The organism is Kitasatospora sp. NPDC051164 (genome assembly GCF_044455625.1).
GTDB lineage: Bacteria > Actinomycetota > Actinomycetes > Streptomycetales > Streptomycetaceae > Kitasatospora.
The window spans coordinates 24,534-40,976 of sequence record NZ_JBITFB010000005.1 but is presented as its reverse complement, the minus strand read 5'-3'; the positions used below and the strand labels follow the sequence as shown (position 1 = coordinate 40,976).

General features: G+C 73.3%; 13 protein-coding genes. 10 read left to right on the top strand and 3 right to left on the bottom strand.

Going from position 1 to position 16,443, the window contains the following annotated elements; genetic code table 11:
- Window positions 1-30: 30 nt before the first annotated feature.
- Window positions 31-1,155: a DegT/DnrJ/EryC1/StrS family aminotransferase gene (locus ACIBEC_RS09315; protein WP_360504535.1), complete on the bottom strand. Its 1,125-nt coding sequence runs from the start codon at window positions 1,153-1,155 to the stop codon at window positions 31-33.
- Between the two features lie 383 nt (window positions 1,156-1,538).
- Here ACIBEC_RS09315 and ACIBEC_RS09310 point away from each other — a divergent pair, with 383 nt between their 5' ends.
- The 5 genes from ACIBEC_RS09310 to ACIBEC_RS09290 all read left to right on the top strand — a co-directional run bounded on the left by ACIBEC_RS09310 (window position 1,539) and on the right by ACIBEC_RS09290 (window position 8,184).
- On the top strand, window positions 1,539-3,740 hold the full coding sequence (locus tag ACIBEC_RS09310; RefSeq protein WP_360504533.1) for an MMPL family transporter: 2,202 nt from the start codon (window positions 1,539-1,541) through the stop codon (window positions 3,738-3,740).
- Window positions 3,741-4,038: 298 nt separating this feature from the next.
- On the top strand, window positions 4,039-5,565 hold the full coding sequence (locus ACIBEC_RS09305; RefSeq protein WP_360504531.1) for a sensor histidine kinase: 1,527 nt from the start codon (window positions 4,039-4,041) through the stop codon (window positions 5,563-5,565).
- Window positions 5,562-6,239, top strand: a complete 678-nt coding sequence (locus ACIBEC_RS09300; protein WP_360504529.1) for a response regulator transcription factor — start codon at window positions 5,562-5,564, stop codon at window positions 6,237-6,239. Before ACIBEC_RS09305 ends, ACIBEC_RS09300 begins: the two co-directional genes overlap by 4 nt.
- 158 nt (window positions 6,240-6,397) lie before the next feature.
- Complete coding sequence (locus ACIBEC_RS09295) at window positions 6,398-7,048, top strand: hypothetical protein (RefSeq protein ID WP_360504527.1); 651 nt, start codon at window positions 6,398-6,400, stop codon at window positions 7,046-7,048.
- Between the two features lie 347 nt (window positions 7,049-7,395).
- A complete protein-coding gene (locus ACIBEC_RS09290) occupies window positions 7,396-8,184 on the top strand; it encodes an alpha/beta fold hydrolase (RefSeq protein WP_360504525.1) in 789 nt (262 codons plus the stop codon).
- Between the two features lie 122 nt (window positions 8,185-8,306).
- Here ACIBEC_RS09290 and ACIBEC_RS09285 read toward each other — a convergent pair whose 3' ends face one another.
- The gene (locus ACIBEC_RS09285) at window positions 8,307-9,290 is read right to left on the bottom strand and encodes a phosphotransferase (RefSeq protein ID WP_360504602.1); all 984 of its coding nucleotides are present in this window, start codon (window positions 9,288-9,290) and stop codon (window positions 8,307-8,309) included.
- A 422-nt stretch (window positions 9,291-9,712) separates the two neighbouring features.
- Here ACIBEC_RS09285 and ACIBEC_RS09280 point away from each other — a divergent pair, with 422 nt between their 5' ends.
- The 5 genes from ACIBEC_RS09280 to ACIBEC_RS09260 all read left to right on the top strand — a co-directional run bounded on the left by ACIBEC_RS09280 (window position 9,713) and on the right by ACIBEC_RS09260 (window position 14,946).
- The gene (locus ACIBEC_RS09280; protein ID WP_360504523.1) at window positions 9,713-10,060 is read left to right on the top strand and encodes a PRC-barrel domain-containing protein; all 348 of its coding nucleotides are present in this window, start codon (window positions 9,713-9,715) and stop codon (window positions 10,058-10,060) included.
- Window positions 10,061-10,455: 395 nt separating this feature from the next.
- Complete coding sequence (locus ACIBEC_RS09275; RefSeq protein WP_360504521.1) at window positions 10,456-11,892, top strand: endonuclease/exonuclease/phosphatase family protein; 1,437 nt, start codon at window positions 10,456-10,458, stop codon at window positions 11,890-11,892.
- 14 nt (window positions 11,893-11,906) lie between these two features.
- Window positions 11,907-13,925 carry a phosphocholine-specific phospholipase C gene (locus ACIBEC_RS09270; RefSeq protein ID WP_360504519.1) on the top strand — a complete coding sequence of 673 codons (2,019 nt, stop codon included), beginning with the start codon at window positions 11,907-11,909 and terminating at the stop codon, window positions 13,923-13,925.
- A 93-nt stretch (window positions 13,926-14,018) separates the two neighbouring features.
- Window positions 14,019-14,492: a VOC family protein gene (locus tag ACIBEC_RS09265; protein WP_360504517.1), complete on the top strand. Its 474-nt coding sequence runs from the start codon at window positions 14,019-14,021 to the stop codon at window positions 14,490-14,492.
- Between the two features lie 4 nt (window positions 14,493-14,496).
- Entirely contained in the window at window positions 14,497-14,946 is a 450-nt protein-coding gene (locus ACIBEC_RS09260; RefSeq protein WP_360504515.1) for an SRPBCC family protein, read from the top strand.
- Window positions 14,947-15,024: 78 nt separating this feature from the next.
- On the opposite strand, the gene ACIBEC_RS09255 is transcribed toward ACIBEC_RS09260, so the two are convergent.
- On the bottom strand, window positions 15,025-16,311 hold the full coding sequence (locus ACIBEC_RS09255) for an aromatic acid exporter family protein (RefSeq protein ID WP_360504513.1): 1,287 nt from the start codon (window positions 16,309-16,311) through the stop codon (window positions 15,025-15,027).
- Window positions 16,312-16,443 lie beyond the last annotated feature (132 nt).

Sequence of the window (16,443 nt, the reverse complement as noted above, 5' to 3'; positions counted from 1 at the left end):
GTTCTTGCTCCCTTCGCTCCGGCCGGCCGGCTAACCGGCCGACCGCCGGTACACTGCCGAGACGGCTCCGATGACCTGCTCCGTCTCGTCCTCCGTCATGTCGGAGTGCACCGGCAGGCAGACCTGCCGTGCGCAGAGGTCCTCGGCCACGGGCAGGGGCCCGCGCCGGTACGGGGCGAGCACGGGCTGCAGGTGCAGCGGCAGGTCGTAGACCTCGCCGGACAGCCGCACGCCGTGCTCCTCGGCGACCGCCCGCTTGAACGCCGCACGATCCGTGCCGGGCGGCAGCAGCACCACGTACTTGTAGTAGTTGCCACGGCAGCCGGGCGGTTCGAGCACCGGCTGCAGGCCGTCCGGCCCGGCCAGCGCCGCGTCGTAGCGACGGGCGACGGCCCGGCGGGTCTCGATGAACTCCTTGAGCCGGCGCAGGTGCACGGCGCCGACCGCCGCGTGGAGCTCGCTCATCCGCCAGGAGTAGCCGAGCAGCACGTGGTGGTTGGTGGTGAAGGAGCCCTTGCCCTGGTCACGGTAGATCCGGGCCTCGTCGCGCAACTCCGGCGACTCGGTGAGGATCATGCCGCCCTCACCGCTGGTGGTGACCTTGGTCGGGTAGAAGGAGAAGGCTCCGGCCAGCCCGAAGGTCCCGGCGGCGCGCCCGTTGACGCTGCTGCCGTGGGCGTGCGCGGCGTCCTCGACCAGCGGGATGCCGCGTTGGTCGCAGAGTGCCCGCAGGGCGTCGACCTGCGGGGTGACCAGCCCGCCGATGTGCACCAGCACGACGGCGGCGGTGTCCGGGGTGAGGGCCTCCTCGAGGGTTTCGGGGGAGAGCGCGAGGGTGGCCGGGTCGACGTCGGCGAACACCGGGCGCCCGCCCGCGTGGAGCACCGCGCCGGCGGTCGCGTAGAAGGTGAGGGCGGGGACGACCACGTCGCGGCCCCGGACGTCGACGGTGCGCAGGATCATCTCCAGCGCCGCCGTGCCACTGCTCACCGCGACGGCGTGGGAGGCGCCGTGCTCGGCGGCGAAGCCCTGCTCGAAGCGCTCGGTCCAGGGACCGAGGGTCAGGGCACCGGTGGTGAGCATCTCGGTCACCGCCTCGGCGACGGCCGCGCGGTCGCTCTCGTCGAACACGATGCGGGCGGCTGGCACGCCCATGGGGCACCTCCGGCGGCGGGGCTGCCGACGCAGCACCGATCGGGTCGGATCATCCCGAACCGCACAAAAGCGGTCGGGTCAGGCACATCACGCTACTTCGCCCGGCCGGGTCACGGCCTGTCGTCGCCCCCCGCACGGGTGACCCGGCTGCTTCCTCCGCAGGTAGGAGGGCTACTCCCGACGCAGGGCGTGCGCTCCTCCGTCCGGGGGACGGCCGTACTGCGTCCGCAGTACGCAAACGGCCTGCGCAGGGACGACGACGGAGCAGGGGTCGGCGATCAAGGATTGGTCATGCTGCGGCGGACTGCGTCCTCAGGGGGCGTACGGCCCGCCCGCGGCGCGCCCTGTACCGAGACACCGCATCCGAAGGAGTCCGCTCTCCCGTGGCCACGTTCCTCTACCGCCTGGGCCGATGGGCCTTCGTCCGGCGCCGGCTGGTGACCTTGCTCTGGGTCGCCGTGCTGGCGGTCGGCGGAGTCCTGGCGGCCAAGGCGCCCGCCGCACCCGACGACGGCTTCGCGATGCCCGGCACGGAAGCGCAGAAGGCCTTCGACCTGATGAACGAGCGCTTCCCCGGCGGTCACGCCGACGGCGCCTCGGCCAGGTTGGTGTTCGTCGCGCCCTCCGGGCAGAAGATCACCGCCGCGCCCCACCAGCAGGCGGTGGAGCGGACGGTCGACGAGCTCGCCCACGCCGAGCAGGTCACCGGGGCGGTCAGCCCCTTCAAGGCGGGCGTCGTCTCCAAGGACGGCAGCACTGCGTACGCGACCGTGAACTACTCCGTCAAGGCGGGCGAGCTGTCCCAGGGCGCCACCCACGCCCTGGAGCAGGCCGCCCAGCACGGCCGGGACGCCGGGCTCAAGGTCGAGATCGGCGGCAACGCGCTGACGGCCAAGCCCGGCGCGGGCGGCAGCAGCGAGACGATCGGCATGGCACTGTCCGCCGTCGTGCTGGTGATCACCTTCGGCTCGCTGGTCGCGGCCGGCCTGCCGCTGCTCACGGCGGTCGTCGGCGTCGGCCTCGGCATGGCGCTGATCACCGCGCTCGGCAGCACCCTCGGCCTGTCCAGCACCACCGGCACGCTCGCCATGATGCTCGGCCTCGCGGTCGGCATCGACTACGCGGTGTTCATCGTCTCCCGCTACCGGGCCGAGCTCACCGAGGGCCGGACCCCCCAGGAGGCGGCCGGCCGGGCCGTCGGCACCGCCGGGTCCGCCGTGGTGTTCGCCGGCCTCACCGTGGTGATCGCCCTCGCCGGGCTGTCGGTGGTCGGCATCCCGATCCTCGCCAAGATGGGCATGGCCGCCGCCGGGACGGTCGTCATCGCCGTGCTGGTCGCGCTCACCCTGGTCCCGGCGCTGCTCGGCTTCCTCGGCCGCAAGGTGCTGCCGCGCAAGGTCCGCAAGGCCCGCGGCGTCGCCGCCCGGGAGGCGACCAAGGAGAACGGCGGCGCCCGCTGGGCCCGGTTCGTGCTGCGCCGCCCGCTCGCGGTGCTGTTCGGCGGCGTGATCGGACTCGGCGTGCTCGCGGCCCCCGCGCTCGACCTACGGCTCGGCCTGCCGGGCGACGAGGCCAAGCCCATCTCCACCACCCAGCGCCGCGCCTACGACCTGCTCTCCGAGGGCTTCGGCCCGGGCTTCAACGGCCCGCTGACCGTCCTGGTGGACGCCAAGGGCGTCGCCGACCCGAAGGCCGCGGCGAACGAGGTCTCCCAGAGGGTCTCCGGCCTGCCGGGCGTCGTCACCGTGACACCGCCGATGTTCAACCAGGCCGGCGACACGGCCCTGCTCAACGCGATACCGGCGACCGGCCCGAGCGAGGCCGAGACCAAGGCCATCGTGCACGCCATCCGCGGCGACGCGGCCGCCCTGAAGTCGGCCACCGGCGCGACGGTCCTGGTCAGCGGTACGACGGCGATGAACATCGACGTCTCGCAGAAGCTCACGGACGCACTGGTGCCCTACCTCGCCGTGGTGGTCGGCCTCGCCGTCCTCCTGCTGCTGGTGGTCTTCCGCTCCGTGCTCGTCCCGCTGAAGGCGGCGCTCGGCTTCCTGCTCTCGGTGGCCGCCGCCCTCGGCGCCGTGGTCGCGGTCTTCCAGTGGGGCTGGCTGGCCGACCTGGTCGGCGTGGAGCAGACCGGCCCGGTGATGAGCATGATGCCGATCTTCATGATCGGCGTGGTCTTCGGCCTCGCCATGGACTACGAGGTGTTCCTGGTCACCCGGATCCGGGAGGGCTACGTCCACGGCGAGGAGCCCGGCGAGGCGATCGTCACCGGCTTCCGGCACAACGCCCGGGTGGTCACCGCCGCCGCCTTCATCATGATCGCCGTCTTCTCGGGCTTCATCGGGATGAGCGAGCCGATGATCAAGATGATGGGCCTGGGGCTCGCCGCGGCCGTCGCCTTCGACGCCTTCGTGGTCCGGATGGCCATCGTCCCGGCCGTCCTCGCCCTGCTCGGCCGCCGTGCCTGGTGGCTGCCGCGTCGGCTCGACCGGCTGATACCGGACGTGGACGTCGAGGGCAGCAAGCTGCAGCCGCCCGCCTCCGAACCGGCCCCGGCCCCGGAGTCGGTCACCGTCTAGGCAGGCAGGCAGGCAGGCAGGCAGGCAGGCAGGACGGGGCCGGGCGGAACACGCCCGGACCCGTCCGGACCCGGTCGGCACCGCTGGCGCCGGCCGGCACAGCTCGCCTCGCTCGGCACTGCTTGCCCCGTCCGGCTCGACACTGGTTCGAGCCCCTACCGTTACCGTTGCTGTCGGGGGCCGCCGCCCGCGCGGAGGTCCCCGGTCCGGCCCGCCGCCCTCACCCGGACGCGGCGCGGCACGAACTGGCGAGCCCGGCGAGGCTGCGGCCAGGGCCCCCGACCCGGAGAGCACGACCATGACCGACACCTGGCAGCGCCTGCGCCGCGACCACCCGCGGCTGCTCGACGCCGTCGGCGGAGCCGCCCTGATCACGGTCACCGCGCTCGGCGCCACCGTCGACCAGACCAACGGGCCCGTCACCATGCCCGACCCGGCCACCGGCGTGATCGCCCTGGTCTCCGCCGTCGCCGTGTTCGCCCACCGCCGCTTCCCGCGCGCGGTCGTCGCCGTCACACTGCTCTGCACGATGGTGCTCGCCGGGACGAGCCCCCGGCTCACCCCCATGCTGGCCACCCCCCTCCTGCTCGCGCTTTACTTCCTCGCCGTCCGCACCGACCGCGCCACCGCCCTGCGCGCCTCGATCGCCACCGCCGTCCTGCTCACCGGGATCTCCCTGCTGCTCGGCCCCGGCGGCCCGATCGGCGAGCGGATCAGCGTCCTGGCCTGGGCCCTGCTGCCCGGCGCCCTCGGCGACTCCATCCGCAACCGCCGCGCCCACCTCGCGGCCATCGAGGAACGCGCCGAACGCGCCGAACGCACCCGCGAGGAGGAGGCCCGCCGCCGGGTCGCCGACGAGCGGATCCGGATCGCCCGCGACCTGCACGACGTGGTCGCGCACCACATCGCCCTGGCGAACGCCCAGGCCGGCATCGCCGTCCACCTCATGGACAACCACCCGGTGCAGGCCCGCGAGGTGCTCAGCCACATCACCGACGCCACCGGCTCGGCCCTGCAGGAGCTGCGCGCCACCGTCGGCCTGCTGCGCCGCGCCGAGGAGCCCGCCCCGCTCGAACCCACCCCGGGCCTGGACCGGCTGCCCGAGCTGCTCGGCTCCTTCGAGCGGGCCGGGCTGCCGGTCCGCCTCACCGTCCGCGGTGACGCCCGGCCGCTGTCGCCCGGCGTCGACCTCACCGCCTTCCGGATCGTCCAGGAGTCGCTGACCAACGTCGCCAAGCACGCCCACGGCGCCGACGCCGAGGTCACCCTCGCCTACAGCGAGAGCCGGGTGACGGTCAGCGTCGCCAACAGCCGTCCGGCCGCGACCGGGAGCCCCCGCGCCGCACTGCTGCCCCAGCCCGCCCCGGGCGAGAGCGGCTTCGGCCTGATCGGCATGCGCGAGCGGGCCGGCGCGGTGGGCGGTCGGCTCAGCGCCGACCGACGGCCTGACGGGGGCTTCCTGGTCACCGCCGAACTCCCCCTGCGCACCGGCGCCCTCGACGACGGCCCGGCCCATGCCGGTGCGGCCGGTCCGCACCCGGCCGGTGCACACGGGGCCGGCTCACCAGGGGCCGGTGCCCGCGGGGTCGGCTCGCCGGGGGCCGGTGGACAGGATCACGCCGTTCGGGGAGGCGGCGCCGCGCCCCTCTGCAGCCCCCGAACCGCCCGCGCCGCCCGTACGCACGAAGCCGAAGGACAGGACCGCGCCGCCCGTACGCACGAAGCCGAAGGACAGGACCGCGCCGCCCGTACGCACGAAGCCGAAGGACAGGACCGCGCCGCCCGACCGGCACGCGCGGTCCGAGAGGACAGGGACCACGCATGACCATCCGGGTGCTCCTCGCCGACGACCAGGCCCTGCTGCGCGGCGCCTTCCGCATGCTGATCGACGCGGAGGAGGACATGGAGGTGGTCGGCGAGGCCGCCGACGGGCGCGAGGCCGTCGAGCTCGCCCGGGCCACCAGGCCCGACATCGTCCTGATGGACATTCGGATGCCCGGCGCCGACGGCCTCGGCGCCACCGCCGCGATCTGCGGCGACGAGGAACTGTCGGGCACCCGGGTGCTCATCCTCACCACCTTCGAGATCGACGAGTACGTGGCCCAGGCGCTGCGCGCGGGCGCCGGCGGCTTCCTCGGCAAGGGCGCCGACCCGAAGGAACTGCTCGCCGCCGTCCGTACCGTCGCAGCCGGCGACGCCCTGCTCTCGCCCGCCGCCACCCGGGCCGTGATCGACCAGTTCCTGGCCCAGCCCGACCCGGGCGCCGTCGGCCCGGCGAGCGAGCGGCTTGCCGTCCTCACCGCCCGCGAGCGCGAGGTGATGTCGATGGCCGCCACCGGCCTCACCAACGAGGAGATCGCCGAGCGGATGTTCGTCAGCCCGTTCACCGTCCGCACCCACGTGCACCGGGCGATGGCCAAGCTCGACGCCCGCGACCGCGCCCAACTCGTCGCGATCGCCTACCAGTCCGGCCTGGTCCCGCCCGGCCGTCCGTCCTGATCACCGCCGACTCGCGTCATTTCGAGCAGCCTGATGGCTGAGTCTCCGTCAAATTTCCGCAGCAGAAGCGGATCAGGTTCTTGGCCTGGCCGAAAACGACCCCCGAACTGGTGTATCAGCGAGTAGTCTGCCGGTGACTCAGAATGAGGAGGATGTTCGTGACAACCAAGGACACGGCCGGCGAGGTGCGGGTTCTCCAGCCGTTGCCCGGGCGTACGGCGGATGCATCTCAGGCGTTCGACCTTCGGCTCGCGCGACTGCTCCGCCTGCTCGGGGTCGAGGCCGCACCCGGTCCCGACTACCAGAGTTCGGCCCGGTGGGAGGTCCACAAGGTGGTCGCCGGAAGGTCCGAGCTGCCCGAGGAGTACTTCGAGGCGCTGCTGGAGGCGGCGGTCCACGACCCCAACCCGAGCTTCAACCGGCGCTTCGTCGAGCCGGCCCTGCTCGCCTTCGGGCAGCGCCGGGTCCGCCTCGCCCTGCTCGGCTACCTGCGCACCGGCACCGGCCCGGAGCGGGCGGGCGCCGCGCGGGCCTGGTACTGGACGGCCCTGTCGATCGGGGACGGGCGCAACGGCGCCGCCGCCGACGAGGGCGCGAGCGTCCGGGACGCCTGGTACGAGACCGCGCTGCGGGAGTTCGTCGCCAACGAGGACCTGGACGTCCGCCGCTGCATCCTCCCCGGCCTCCCGCTCGTGCCGCGCGCCTACCCGGCGGAACTGCACGGCCTGGTCGAGGCGGCGGTCGCGATCGCCCGCTCGCACCCCGACGAGTACATTCGGCACCGCGCCGAGATCCAGGTCGGTCTCTGACTCTCGGGTGACCCCGCTCCGGGTGCACGCGCCGACGTGCGCACTCGACGGGTGTAGCCGGAGCGGCATTTCCCGTCCGGTCGTTCCATTCGCCCACGATCCGGCGAATCGCTCCGGCGACCGGCCCTGGGCCGAGGAGCCCGAGCGCTACATCGCCCTCGTCGACGACCTCCTGAAACGAACGCCCCTAGCGTCGCGGTGAGGTGCCGGCGTCCGGGGCGGGCTTGGCGGCGAACGGGCATCGGTTGGCAGCCTATCGGTGGCACGCCACGGTGCGCGCCGACGAGACTTTCCGTCATGAGCCGTGGCCCCCGGTGCCACGGCCGAGCACGAAAAGGGGAAGTCCCATGGCGACGTTCGTTCTCGTACCCGGCGGTTGGCACGGCTCCTGGGCGTTCGAGGCGGTGGTCCCGCTGCTGGAGCGGGCCGGCCACACCGTCCACACCCTGACCCTGACCGGCCTGCGCCCCCACGACGACCCCGCCACGATCGCCGCCGCCAACCTCGACACCCACGCCGAGGACGTGCTGCGCCTGCTGGAGCGCGCCCACCTCGGCGACGTGACGCTCGTCGGTCACAGCTACGGCGGGATGGTGATCACCGCCGCCGCCGACCGCGCCGGCGGCCGGGTCTCCCGCCTGGTGTACCTGGACGCCTGCGTGCCGCGCGACGGCGAGTCGTGCTGGTCCATCATGAACGAGGGCTACCGGCAGTCGTTCGTCGCCGGCGCCGCCACCATCGGCTACGCCGTCCAACCCCCGTGGCGGCCGGACGGCGACCCGCGCCGCCGCCCGCACCCGCTCGCCGCCTTCCTGCAGACGGTCCACCTCACGGGCGCCCTCGCCGAGGTCACCCGCCGCGAGTTCGTCTACTGCTCGGGATGGGAGGACCGCACACCGTTTGCCGACCAGCGCACCCGGCTGCTCGCCGACCCGGGATGGACCGTCCACGACGTGCCGACCGGCCACAACCCGATGCGCGAGGCGCCGCAGGCAGTCGCCGCGCTCCTGCTCGACGGAGCAGATGAAGCCGATGAAGCCGACGAGCGCGGAGGACCCGACGAACGCGGCGGACCCGGCGGACCCGGTGACAACGCCGTCCTCACCCCGGGCCGGATGGCCCTGTTGGGGTCGTGACGTACCTGATGAACCTGTCGACATGATCACCAGGGGGCCGGACCGTTCACTGATCACCTCACTGATCACCTACGACCACTGACCGGTTTCGGAGCTGCTCGTCCAGCCGATCCGAGCCCACGTCACAGCAGGGCCAGCGCCTGCCGGAGGTTGTACTCGGCGATGCCGGCCATAGCCGACCGGTCAGGGAAGTCGCCGTCGAGCAGCCGCAGCGGGCCCGCCGTCAGCGACAGCCGCTGCGCCAGCGTGTAGAGGGCGAGCCGGGCCTCGTCCAGCCCGTCCACCGCCGGCGGCCGGTAGGCGTCGTGGAAGCGGATCCGCAGGAAGACGTGCTCCCACTCGACGTCGAAGTACATCGTGCCTTCGATGTCGATCAGCACCGGGTGCCCGTCCGCGTCCACCAGGACGTGGTCGGGCCCGAGTTCGCCGTGCACGACCGCGTACTCCGCGCGCGGCCGCACCGCCGCCGTCAGGCCCAGCAGCCGTTCCTCCAGCCGACCTTGGGTGTGCGCGATCCGCCGGTCGCGCGACGCAGCCTCGGCGAGGTCGCGCAGCGCACGGTCCAGGACGACCGCCTCGCAGGACGTACCGCGCGAGGTTCCCCCTCCGTCGACCACAGCCACCTTGCCGTACCCGGACGCCCGATGACCTCGCATCGCCTCCAGCGCCTCCCCGAGCCGGGCGACGACCGGGGCGGCCGAGCGTGGGTCGCGCGCGAGCAGGTCCTCCAGGTTCCCGCCCGGGAGGTCCTCGACGATCGCGAGGTCCGACGGGCCGTGGACGCCGTCGCGGTCCAGGAGCCGGATCGCCGGGACCCGGACGCCGAGCGCGTCCAGCCGCGCGTGCGCGGCCTCGAACAGGTCGAGCCCGAGGCCGGGGGAGAACGGGTCGGTGAGGTCGCTGTCGCCCTCGGCCGCCGGCCAGTAGTTCTCGGCGTCATCCCACAGGTAGGCGACCACCGTCGCCGCATCGTCCATCACCAGGCGGTACACGCCCTTCTTGCTGCCACCCGCAAGCCGCTCGACGGCCTCCAGCCGCCGCCCGCGGCCCAGTGCGGCCCGCGCCGCCTCCGCCAACCGCTGCCGCCCGACCGCCCCCGGTGCCACCACGTTCCGAACCGCCCTCCCCGCGACCACGACCCGCGCACCCTACGGGAGCACCGACCAGGAGGCGAAAGACCCGCCTTTTCCTCGGGTGTGCCTCGCCCCCGCCCGCGACGGCATCGTCCACACCTCCGGCCGCCACCCGGCGGCAGCCGCCCGCAGCTCGGCGAGTGGCCCCCCGGAACCCTCGCCCGGAACCGCTGCCCGCAAGGGTCTGATGGTCTACTCGCGGCCTTGCCGGCGCACAGCCTGCAGCCCAGGCCACGGCCCTGGTGCCGGTTGGTCGGGCCGCCCCCGTTTGTCCATTCCATCTCGCCGGGCGTGCGCGGAGGCTCGCCGCGCGCCGCGGTCCCTCCCGGCGCAGGATGGAAGTCCCGGGGCAGTGGAACAGCCGGCGACGGGAGGTCCGGGCCGTGGTGATCGCAATGGCAGACATCCGCGAGTGGCGTGGCCATGCCGTGGTCGACGAGAAGAGCCACCGCATCGGCACGCTGGAGTCGGTCTACGTCGAGACGGCCAGCGACGAGCCGTTCTTCGCCACCGTCACGGTGGGCTTCGCCGCTCGGCGCCGGCTGGTGTTCGTGCCGTTGGAGGGCTCCGTGGTCGGGCCGGACTACGTCCGGGTGGCGTATGCGAAGAACCAGGTCAAGGATGCTCCGGCGATCGGCACCGACGACGTCCTGCCCGCCGAGGACGAGCCCGCCGTGTTCGCCCACTACGAGCTTCCGTACGCGACCGGCGCCGGTGGCGAGCGCCGGCTGGCCCGCCGCTGACGTCGCGCGGGGGAAACCGGCGGGGAAGCGGTTGGCAGCTGTTCCTCGCCCTGGCCTGAGCGGCGCCACGAGCCCGGCGACAACGGCACCACAGCCGACAACGCGTCACCGCTGACAGTCGGCAGCTGAGAGCCGACAACCGCATACCCGTAGGAGGGCCGCGACGGATCACCCGTCGCGGCCCTTTCGCTGTGCGCGGATGTTCCCGTACCGCCCGATGTTCCGTCATGCGTCGTTCATGTGCAGGTCGCTGGCCTTCGGATGAATGAGGCAGCCCGCAGTTGTACAGCCAACTGTGGAGCACCTCTTCCTCCCAGCCTTCCGTGACCAGCCGTACCCGGCCCCGGCGAACCGTCCCCCGGCGGACCGGGCACCGGGCGGCGGACAGGACAACCGTGGCCGCAGGCAGCGCCCTGACCATCACCTCATCCACCGACCCCACCGAAGGCGACCGGCTCACCTTCCACTGGACGACCGACGTGCCCGACGCCAAGAACTGGGTCGGCATCTACGACGGCACCCGGCAGCCCGGCACCGGTTCGTCGCTCCTGTGGAAGTACGTCCCGGGCACCTCCGGCGACGTGCAGATCGACACCTCCGCGCTGACCGGCGGCCCGTACACCGCCTACCTCCTCGCCAAGGACGGGTACGGCATCCTCGCCCGGAGCGCGCCGTTCGGCTTCCGTCCCAAGCCCGCCGTCGTCCGCCCGCACGCCGCCGTCGACGCCTTCACCGCGACGCCGGTCGCCCCGGGCGCCGCCGTACAGGTCAAGCTCGGCGGCCTCTGGTCCCGGCCGGTCGGCAATGTGCCCGGCTCCGCCGCCTTCCGCAAGGTCAGCGGCCCGGCCTGGGCCTCGGTCAGCGCCGATGGCACGCTGACCGGCACCGCTCCCGCCACCACCGGCAAGAACCCCGAGGTGGTCGTCGTCGGCGTCAAGGACAGTGCGGGCGCCACCGACACCGTCACCGTCCTGGTCCCCGTCGTCGACCCGGCCGCGCCGCCCCGCCTCAAGGCCGCGAGCTGGAACCTGCACAACGCGGGCGCGGCCTCCACGGATGCACTGGAGAAGCAGCTGCGCGTGGTCCTCGCCCAGCGCCTGGACGTGCTCGCCTTGCAGGAGACCGCGGGGGAGCGGGCCAAGACCCTGGCCGACGCCCTCGGCTGGTACGCCTACCAGAGCCCGGGCAGCGTCGGCATCCTCAGCCGCTACCCGCTCGCCGACGTCACCGCGCCGACCGCCGACCTGCCCGCCGCCGCGGCGACCCTCCGGCTGCCCGGCGGCCGCGAGGTGCGCTTCTGGGCCGCTCACCTGGACGAGGCGGGCTACGGCCCGTACGCGGTCCAGGACGGCAGCTCCGCCGCGCAGACCGTGGCCGCCGAGAACGGCTCGCTCCGGGTGAAGCAGGCCGGGTTGCTGGCCGCCGCCGTGCGCGCGGACCTCGCCCGGCGCGTCCCGGTCGTCCTGGGCGGCGCGCTCTCCTCGCCCTCCCACCGGGACTGGACGGCCGCCACCGCCGCCGCCCACCACGGCGTCGGCCCGCTCGACTGGCCGGTCACCGTCGCCCTGGAGGCCGCCGGGCTGACCGACGCCTTCCGCGAGGAGTACCGCGACCCGGCCAAGGCCCCCGGGGCCACCTGGTCGCCCACCCGCAAGCAGCGCGGCGACCGGCCCGAGCCGCAGGACCGCATCGACTACGTCCAGTACGCCGGTCCGTTGAAGCTGGTCGAGGCGCACACCCTGGTCGCCGACTGGCCGCAGCCCGAGCCGAACACCGCCACCAACGAGTGGCCCTCCGACACCGCCGCCGCCGTCGCCACCTTCCAGCTCTGAGAGGCCAGTTCGTGATGCCCGAGCTCTCCCGCCGAACCTTCGTCGGCGCCACTGCGGCGGTCGGCGCCACCGCCCTGACCGGTCTGGCCGCCGCCCCGGCCGAAGCCGCGTCCGCCGCTGGCACCGCCGAAGCCGCCCCCGCTCCTGCCCCCGCCGGATCCGACCGGGCCACCGGCACCATCAAGGACGTCAGGCACGTCGTCGTCCTGATGCAGGAGAACCGTTCCTTCGACCACTACTTCGGCACCCTCGCCGGCGTCCGCGGTTTCGGCGACAAGCAGGCGCTCCGGTTCCCGGACGGCACCGACGTGTTCCGCCAGCCGGACACCCGCCGCAGCGACGGCGGCGCGATGCTGCCGTACCGGATGGACACCGCCAAGTACAACGCGCAGAACGCCGGCGGCCTGGCCCACGACTGGGCGACCGGCCACCAGGCCATCAACAACAGTGCGATGAACAAGTGGATCGCCGCCAAGGGCGAACGCACCATGGGCTACTTCACCCGCGACGACATCCCCTACCAGTACGCCCTGGCCGACGCCTTCACCGTCTGCGACGCCTACTTCACCTCCCTCGCCGGCCCCACCGACCCCAACCGCCTCTACCTGTGGACCGGCACCTCCGGCCCCGGCCGCGACGGCACCACCGGCCCGTGGATCGACAACACCCCGGTCACCGACAACCCCGTCGCCGACTGGACCACCTACGCCGAGCGGCTGCAGACGGCCGGCGTCACCTGGCGCGTCTACCACAACCCCAGCAAGGACGACCGCACCGGCGACTACGACGACAACGCGCTCTCCTACTTCAAGCAGTTCCACGCGTTCGCGCCCGACGACCCGCGGTACGTCAACGCGATGACCAAGTTCGACCCGGCCGACTTCGACCGCCACTGCAAGGACGGCACCCTGCCGACCGTCTCCTGGCTGGTCGCGCCCTACCTGTTCTCCGAGCACCCGGAGGCCGGACCGGCCTATGGCGCGCACTGGGTCGACCAGGCGCTGCAGTCGCTGATGTCCAACCCGGACGTCTGGCGGCACACCGTCTTCCTGGTCATGTACGACGAGAACGACGGCTACTTCGACCACATGGTCCCGCCCACCCCCGAGCCCGGCACCCCCGAGGAGTTCACCCAGGGACGGGCCATCGGCCTCGGCAACCGCGTCCCGCTCTGGGTCATCTCGCCGTGGTCGCGCGGCGGTTGGGTCAACTCCCAGGTCTTCGACCACACCTCGGTGCTGCGCTTCATGGAGCAGGTCACCGGCGTGGCCGAGCCCAACATCTCGGCCTGGCGCCGGGCCGTCTGCGGTGACCTCACCAGCTGCTTCGACTTCGCCGCCCCCGAGTACTCGATCCCGAAGCTGCCCGACACCAAGGCCCTGATGGCCAACGCCGACGCGGGCGCCAAGCTGCCCGGCGTCGTCCTGCCGGCGGTCGGCGCCCAGTCGATGCCCGTCCAGGAGCGCGGCGAGCGCCCGCACCGCCCCCTGCCGTACCAGCCGTGGGCCGACGTGGAGGTGGACCGGAAGACCGGCAAGGTCACCTGCACGATGAGCAACGACGGTGCGGTGGCGTTCCCGTACACCGTCTACCCCAACATGGTGTTCCCCTTCGCTGGCACCCCGTACACCGTCGCCCCCGGCGCCACCGCCCGGTACGTGTGGGACGCGGCCGCCACCGACGGCCGCTACGACTTCACCGTCCACGGCCCGGACGGCTTCGTCCGCCGCTTCGCCGGCACGGTGGTCCGGGACGGGCAGGACGGCCAGAACGACATCGGCGTGCCGATCGTCACCGCCGACCTACGCGGCAACGGGAAGTTCAGCCTCCAACTGGCCAACGACGGAATGACCGACGTGGCCTTCACCGCCGCGCCCAACGACTTCGCGGGCACCGCGCAGACCGTCTGGGTCAAGCCCGGCAAGCAGGCCGACCTGGCCTGGCCGCTGGACAGGCAGGGTCGCTACGACGTCATCGTGACCGCCCACACCGGTCAGCGCTTCACCCAGCGCTACGCGGGCTGGGTGCACTGATCCGTGCTCCCGCCACGGCCGTGGGGCGCCGAACCGGTGACCCCCGGCCGTGGCTCGGCCTTCCTGTCGGGCCCCGCCGCTACCGTCGGGCCCATGCAGAAAATCAGCACCTTCCTCTGGTTCGACGACCAGGCCGAAGAGGCCGCCGCCTTCTACACCTCGGTCTTCCCCAACTCCCGCATCACGCAGGTCACCCACTACGGCGAGGCCGGCCCCCGCGAGGCCGGCTCGGTCATGACCGTCGCCTTCGAACTCGCCGGCCGGGAGTACGTCGCCCTCAACGGCGGCCCGGAGTTCACGTTCACCGAGGCCGTCTCGCTGCAGGTGGAGTGCGAGGACCAGCGGGAGATCGACGAGCTCTGGGCCAAGCTCACCGCCGACGGCGGCCAGGAGGGCCCGTGCGGCTGGCTCAAGGACCGCTTCGGCCTGTCCTGGCAGATCACGCCGCGCGTCCTGCTCGACCTGATCGGCGACCGCGACCGGGCCAAGGCCGACCGCGTGATGGCGGCCGTGCTGCGGATGCAGAAGCTCGACATCCGACAGCTGCTCGACGCGGCCGAGGGCTGATGCCGTGACCGCCTCCGCCCACCGCGCGATCGTCTACCTGCGGGCCGCCCCCGAGCGGGTCTGGCACGCGCTCACCAACGCCGACGAGTCCGGCCTCTACTGGGGCCACCGCAACGTCTCGACCTGGCTGCCCGGCGCGCCCTGGGAGCACCAGCGCACCGACGACTCCGGGATCTCCGATGTCGTCGGCACCGTCGAGGCCGCCGACCGCCCGCACCGGCTGGTCACCACCTGGGCCGGCCCGCAGGAGCGGCGCCCCGGCGGGCCCTCGCGGGTCACCTTCGACATCCGCAGCTGGCAGGACCTCACCCGGCTCACCGTCACCCACGAGAACCTCGCCGACGAGGCCGAGCGGACGAACGCCGAGGAGGGCTGGGCGGCGGTGCTCTCCAACCTCAAGACCTACCTGGAGACCGGCCACCCGCTCCCGCAGCAGCCCTGGCTGATGCCCTGAGGCCCTGAGGCCCTGAGGCCCTGAGGCCCTGAGGCCCTGAGGCCCTGATGCGCTGATGGCCTGAGGCCCCGCAGGCCGTCAGCGCCCGGCAGCGGATCGGCGCCCGGCCTCCGCTGCCGGGCGCCCCGCCGTTCCCCGCCCGCGCCCCCGCCCGCGCCCCCGCTCGCCGCGCAGGAACCGGCGCAGCCCGGCGAACCGCGCGAACCGCTCCCGGTTCGCCACCGACGCCCGGTCCAGCTCCTCCATCAGCCGTCGGCTGCGGTGCTCCAGGTCCAGCTCGTCCAGGATCCGGTCCACCTCGGCCAGTATCGAACCGTGCAGCTGCCAGGCCTCCGGGTGCTCCTGCACCTTGCGCAGCAGCACCGGGGCGACGTTCTCCCGGCAGGCCCAGGCCGCCGCCAGCTCGGCGGTCAGCCGGGTCTCCGCCTCCTCGGCGCTGCGGCTCACCTGGGTGGTCACCAGCACCGCGAAGCTCACCATCGCCCCGCCGACGTGGTCCAGCAGCTCCTCCAGGCCCACCGCGACGTCCGGTGGGAAGAGCCGCTCGCCGGGCGCGCGCCGCTTGGCCAGGTCGGTCAGCGAGCGGGCCAGCACCCGGATCACCACGACGCAGATCTCCAGGGTGTCCAGCCCGGTGCGCAGCACCAGCCGGGACAGCAGCCCCTCGCTGATCCGGGGGTTGAACCGCAGGCTGTCCTCGGCCTGCCGCAGCGCCGCGTCCACCTCGGAGATCGCCTGGTCCAGCCTGCGGGCCTCGTGCAGCCGCTCGGCGGCCCGGGCGACCGGGGTGGGCCGACCCAGTTCCTCGGAGATGTCGACGAGCAGCTGCCGGGCCCGCCGGGCGAGGTCCTCGATCGACTCCCCGGCGGTGTCCACCCAGACCGGCGGCGCGAACACCAGGTTGAACAGCAGGCCGACGGCGGCGCCGATGAGCGTCTCCAACACCCGGTCCCAGGCCTGCGAGGCCAGTTTGGTGACGCCCAGGATCAGCATCGCGCTGATCGCGACCTCCTGGACGAACTCCTCGACCCGGACGAACCGGCCGACGACCAGCGAGGCCAGGATGATCAGCCCGAGGCTCCACCAGGAGAGTCCGACCACGGCGCTGAAGCCGATCGCGATCAGCACCCCGACGACCACCGAGTTGACCCGGCGGATGCTGGTCTTGAGCGTCGAGTAGACGGTGACCTGGACCACCAGCAGCGCGGTCAGCGGCGCCGTCAGCGGGGCGGGCTCGGCGCTGAGCTGCGTCGCCACCGCGTAGGCGATGGTGGCCGCGACGGTGGCCCGCATGGTCTGGACCACGAAGGGTTCCCGCGCGCTGCGGCGGATCAGGGCCGTGAGTGACTCCGGGAGAAGGGCCATGTCGCCCTTCTTTCCCCGCCGCCGCCCTTCACACCGGTCCCGGGCCCGTCCGGCACCCGTATGAGCCCGGATGAACCCGTATGAACCCGCAGGACCCGTGAAAACGAGCGGTTCCGACCGGCTACTGGTCGC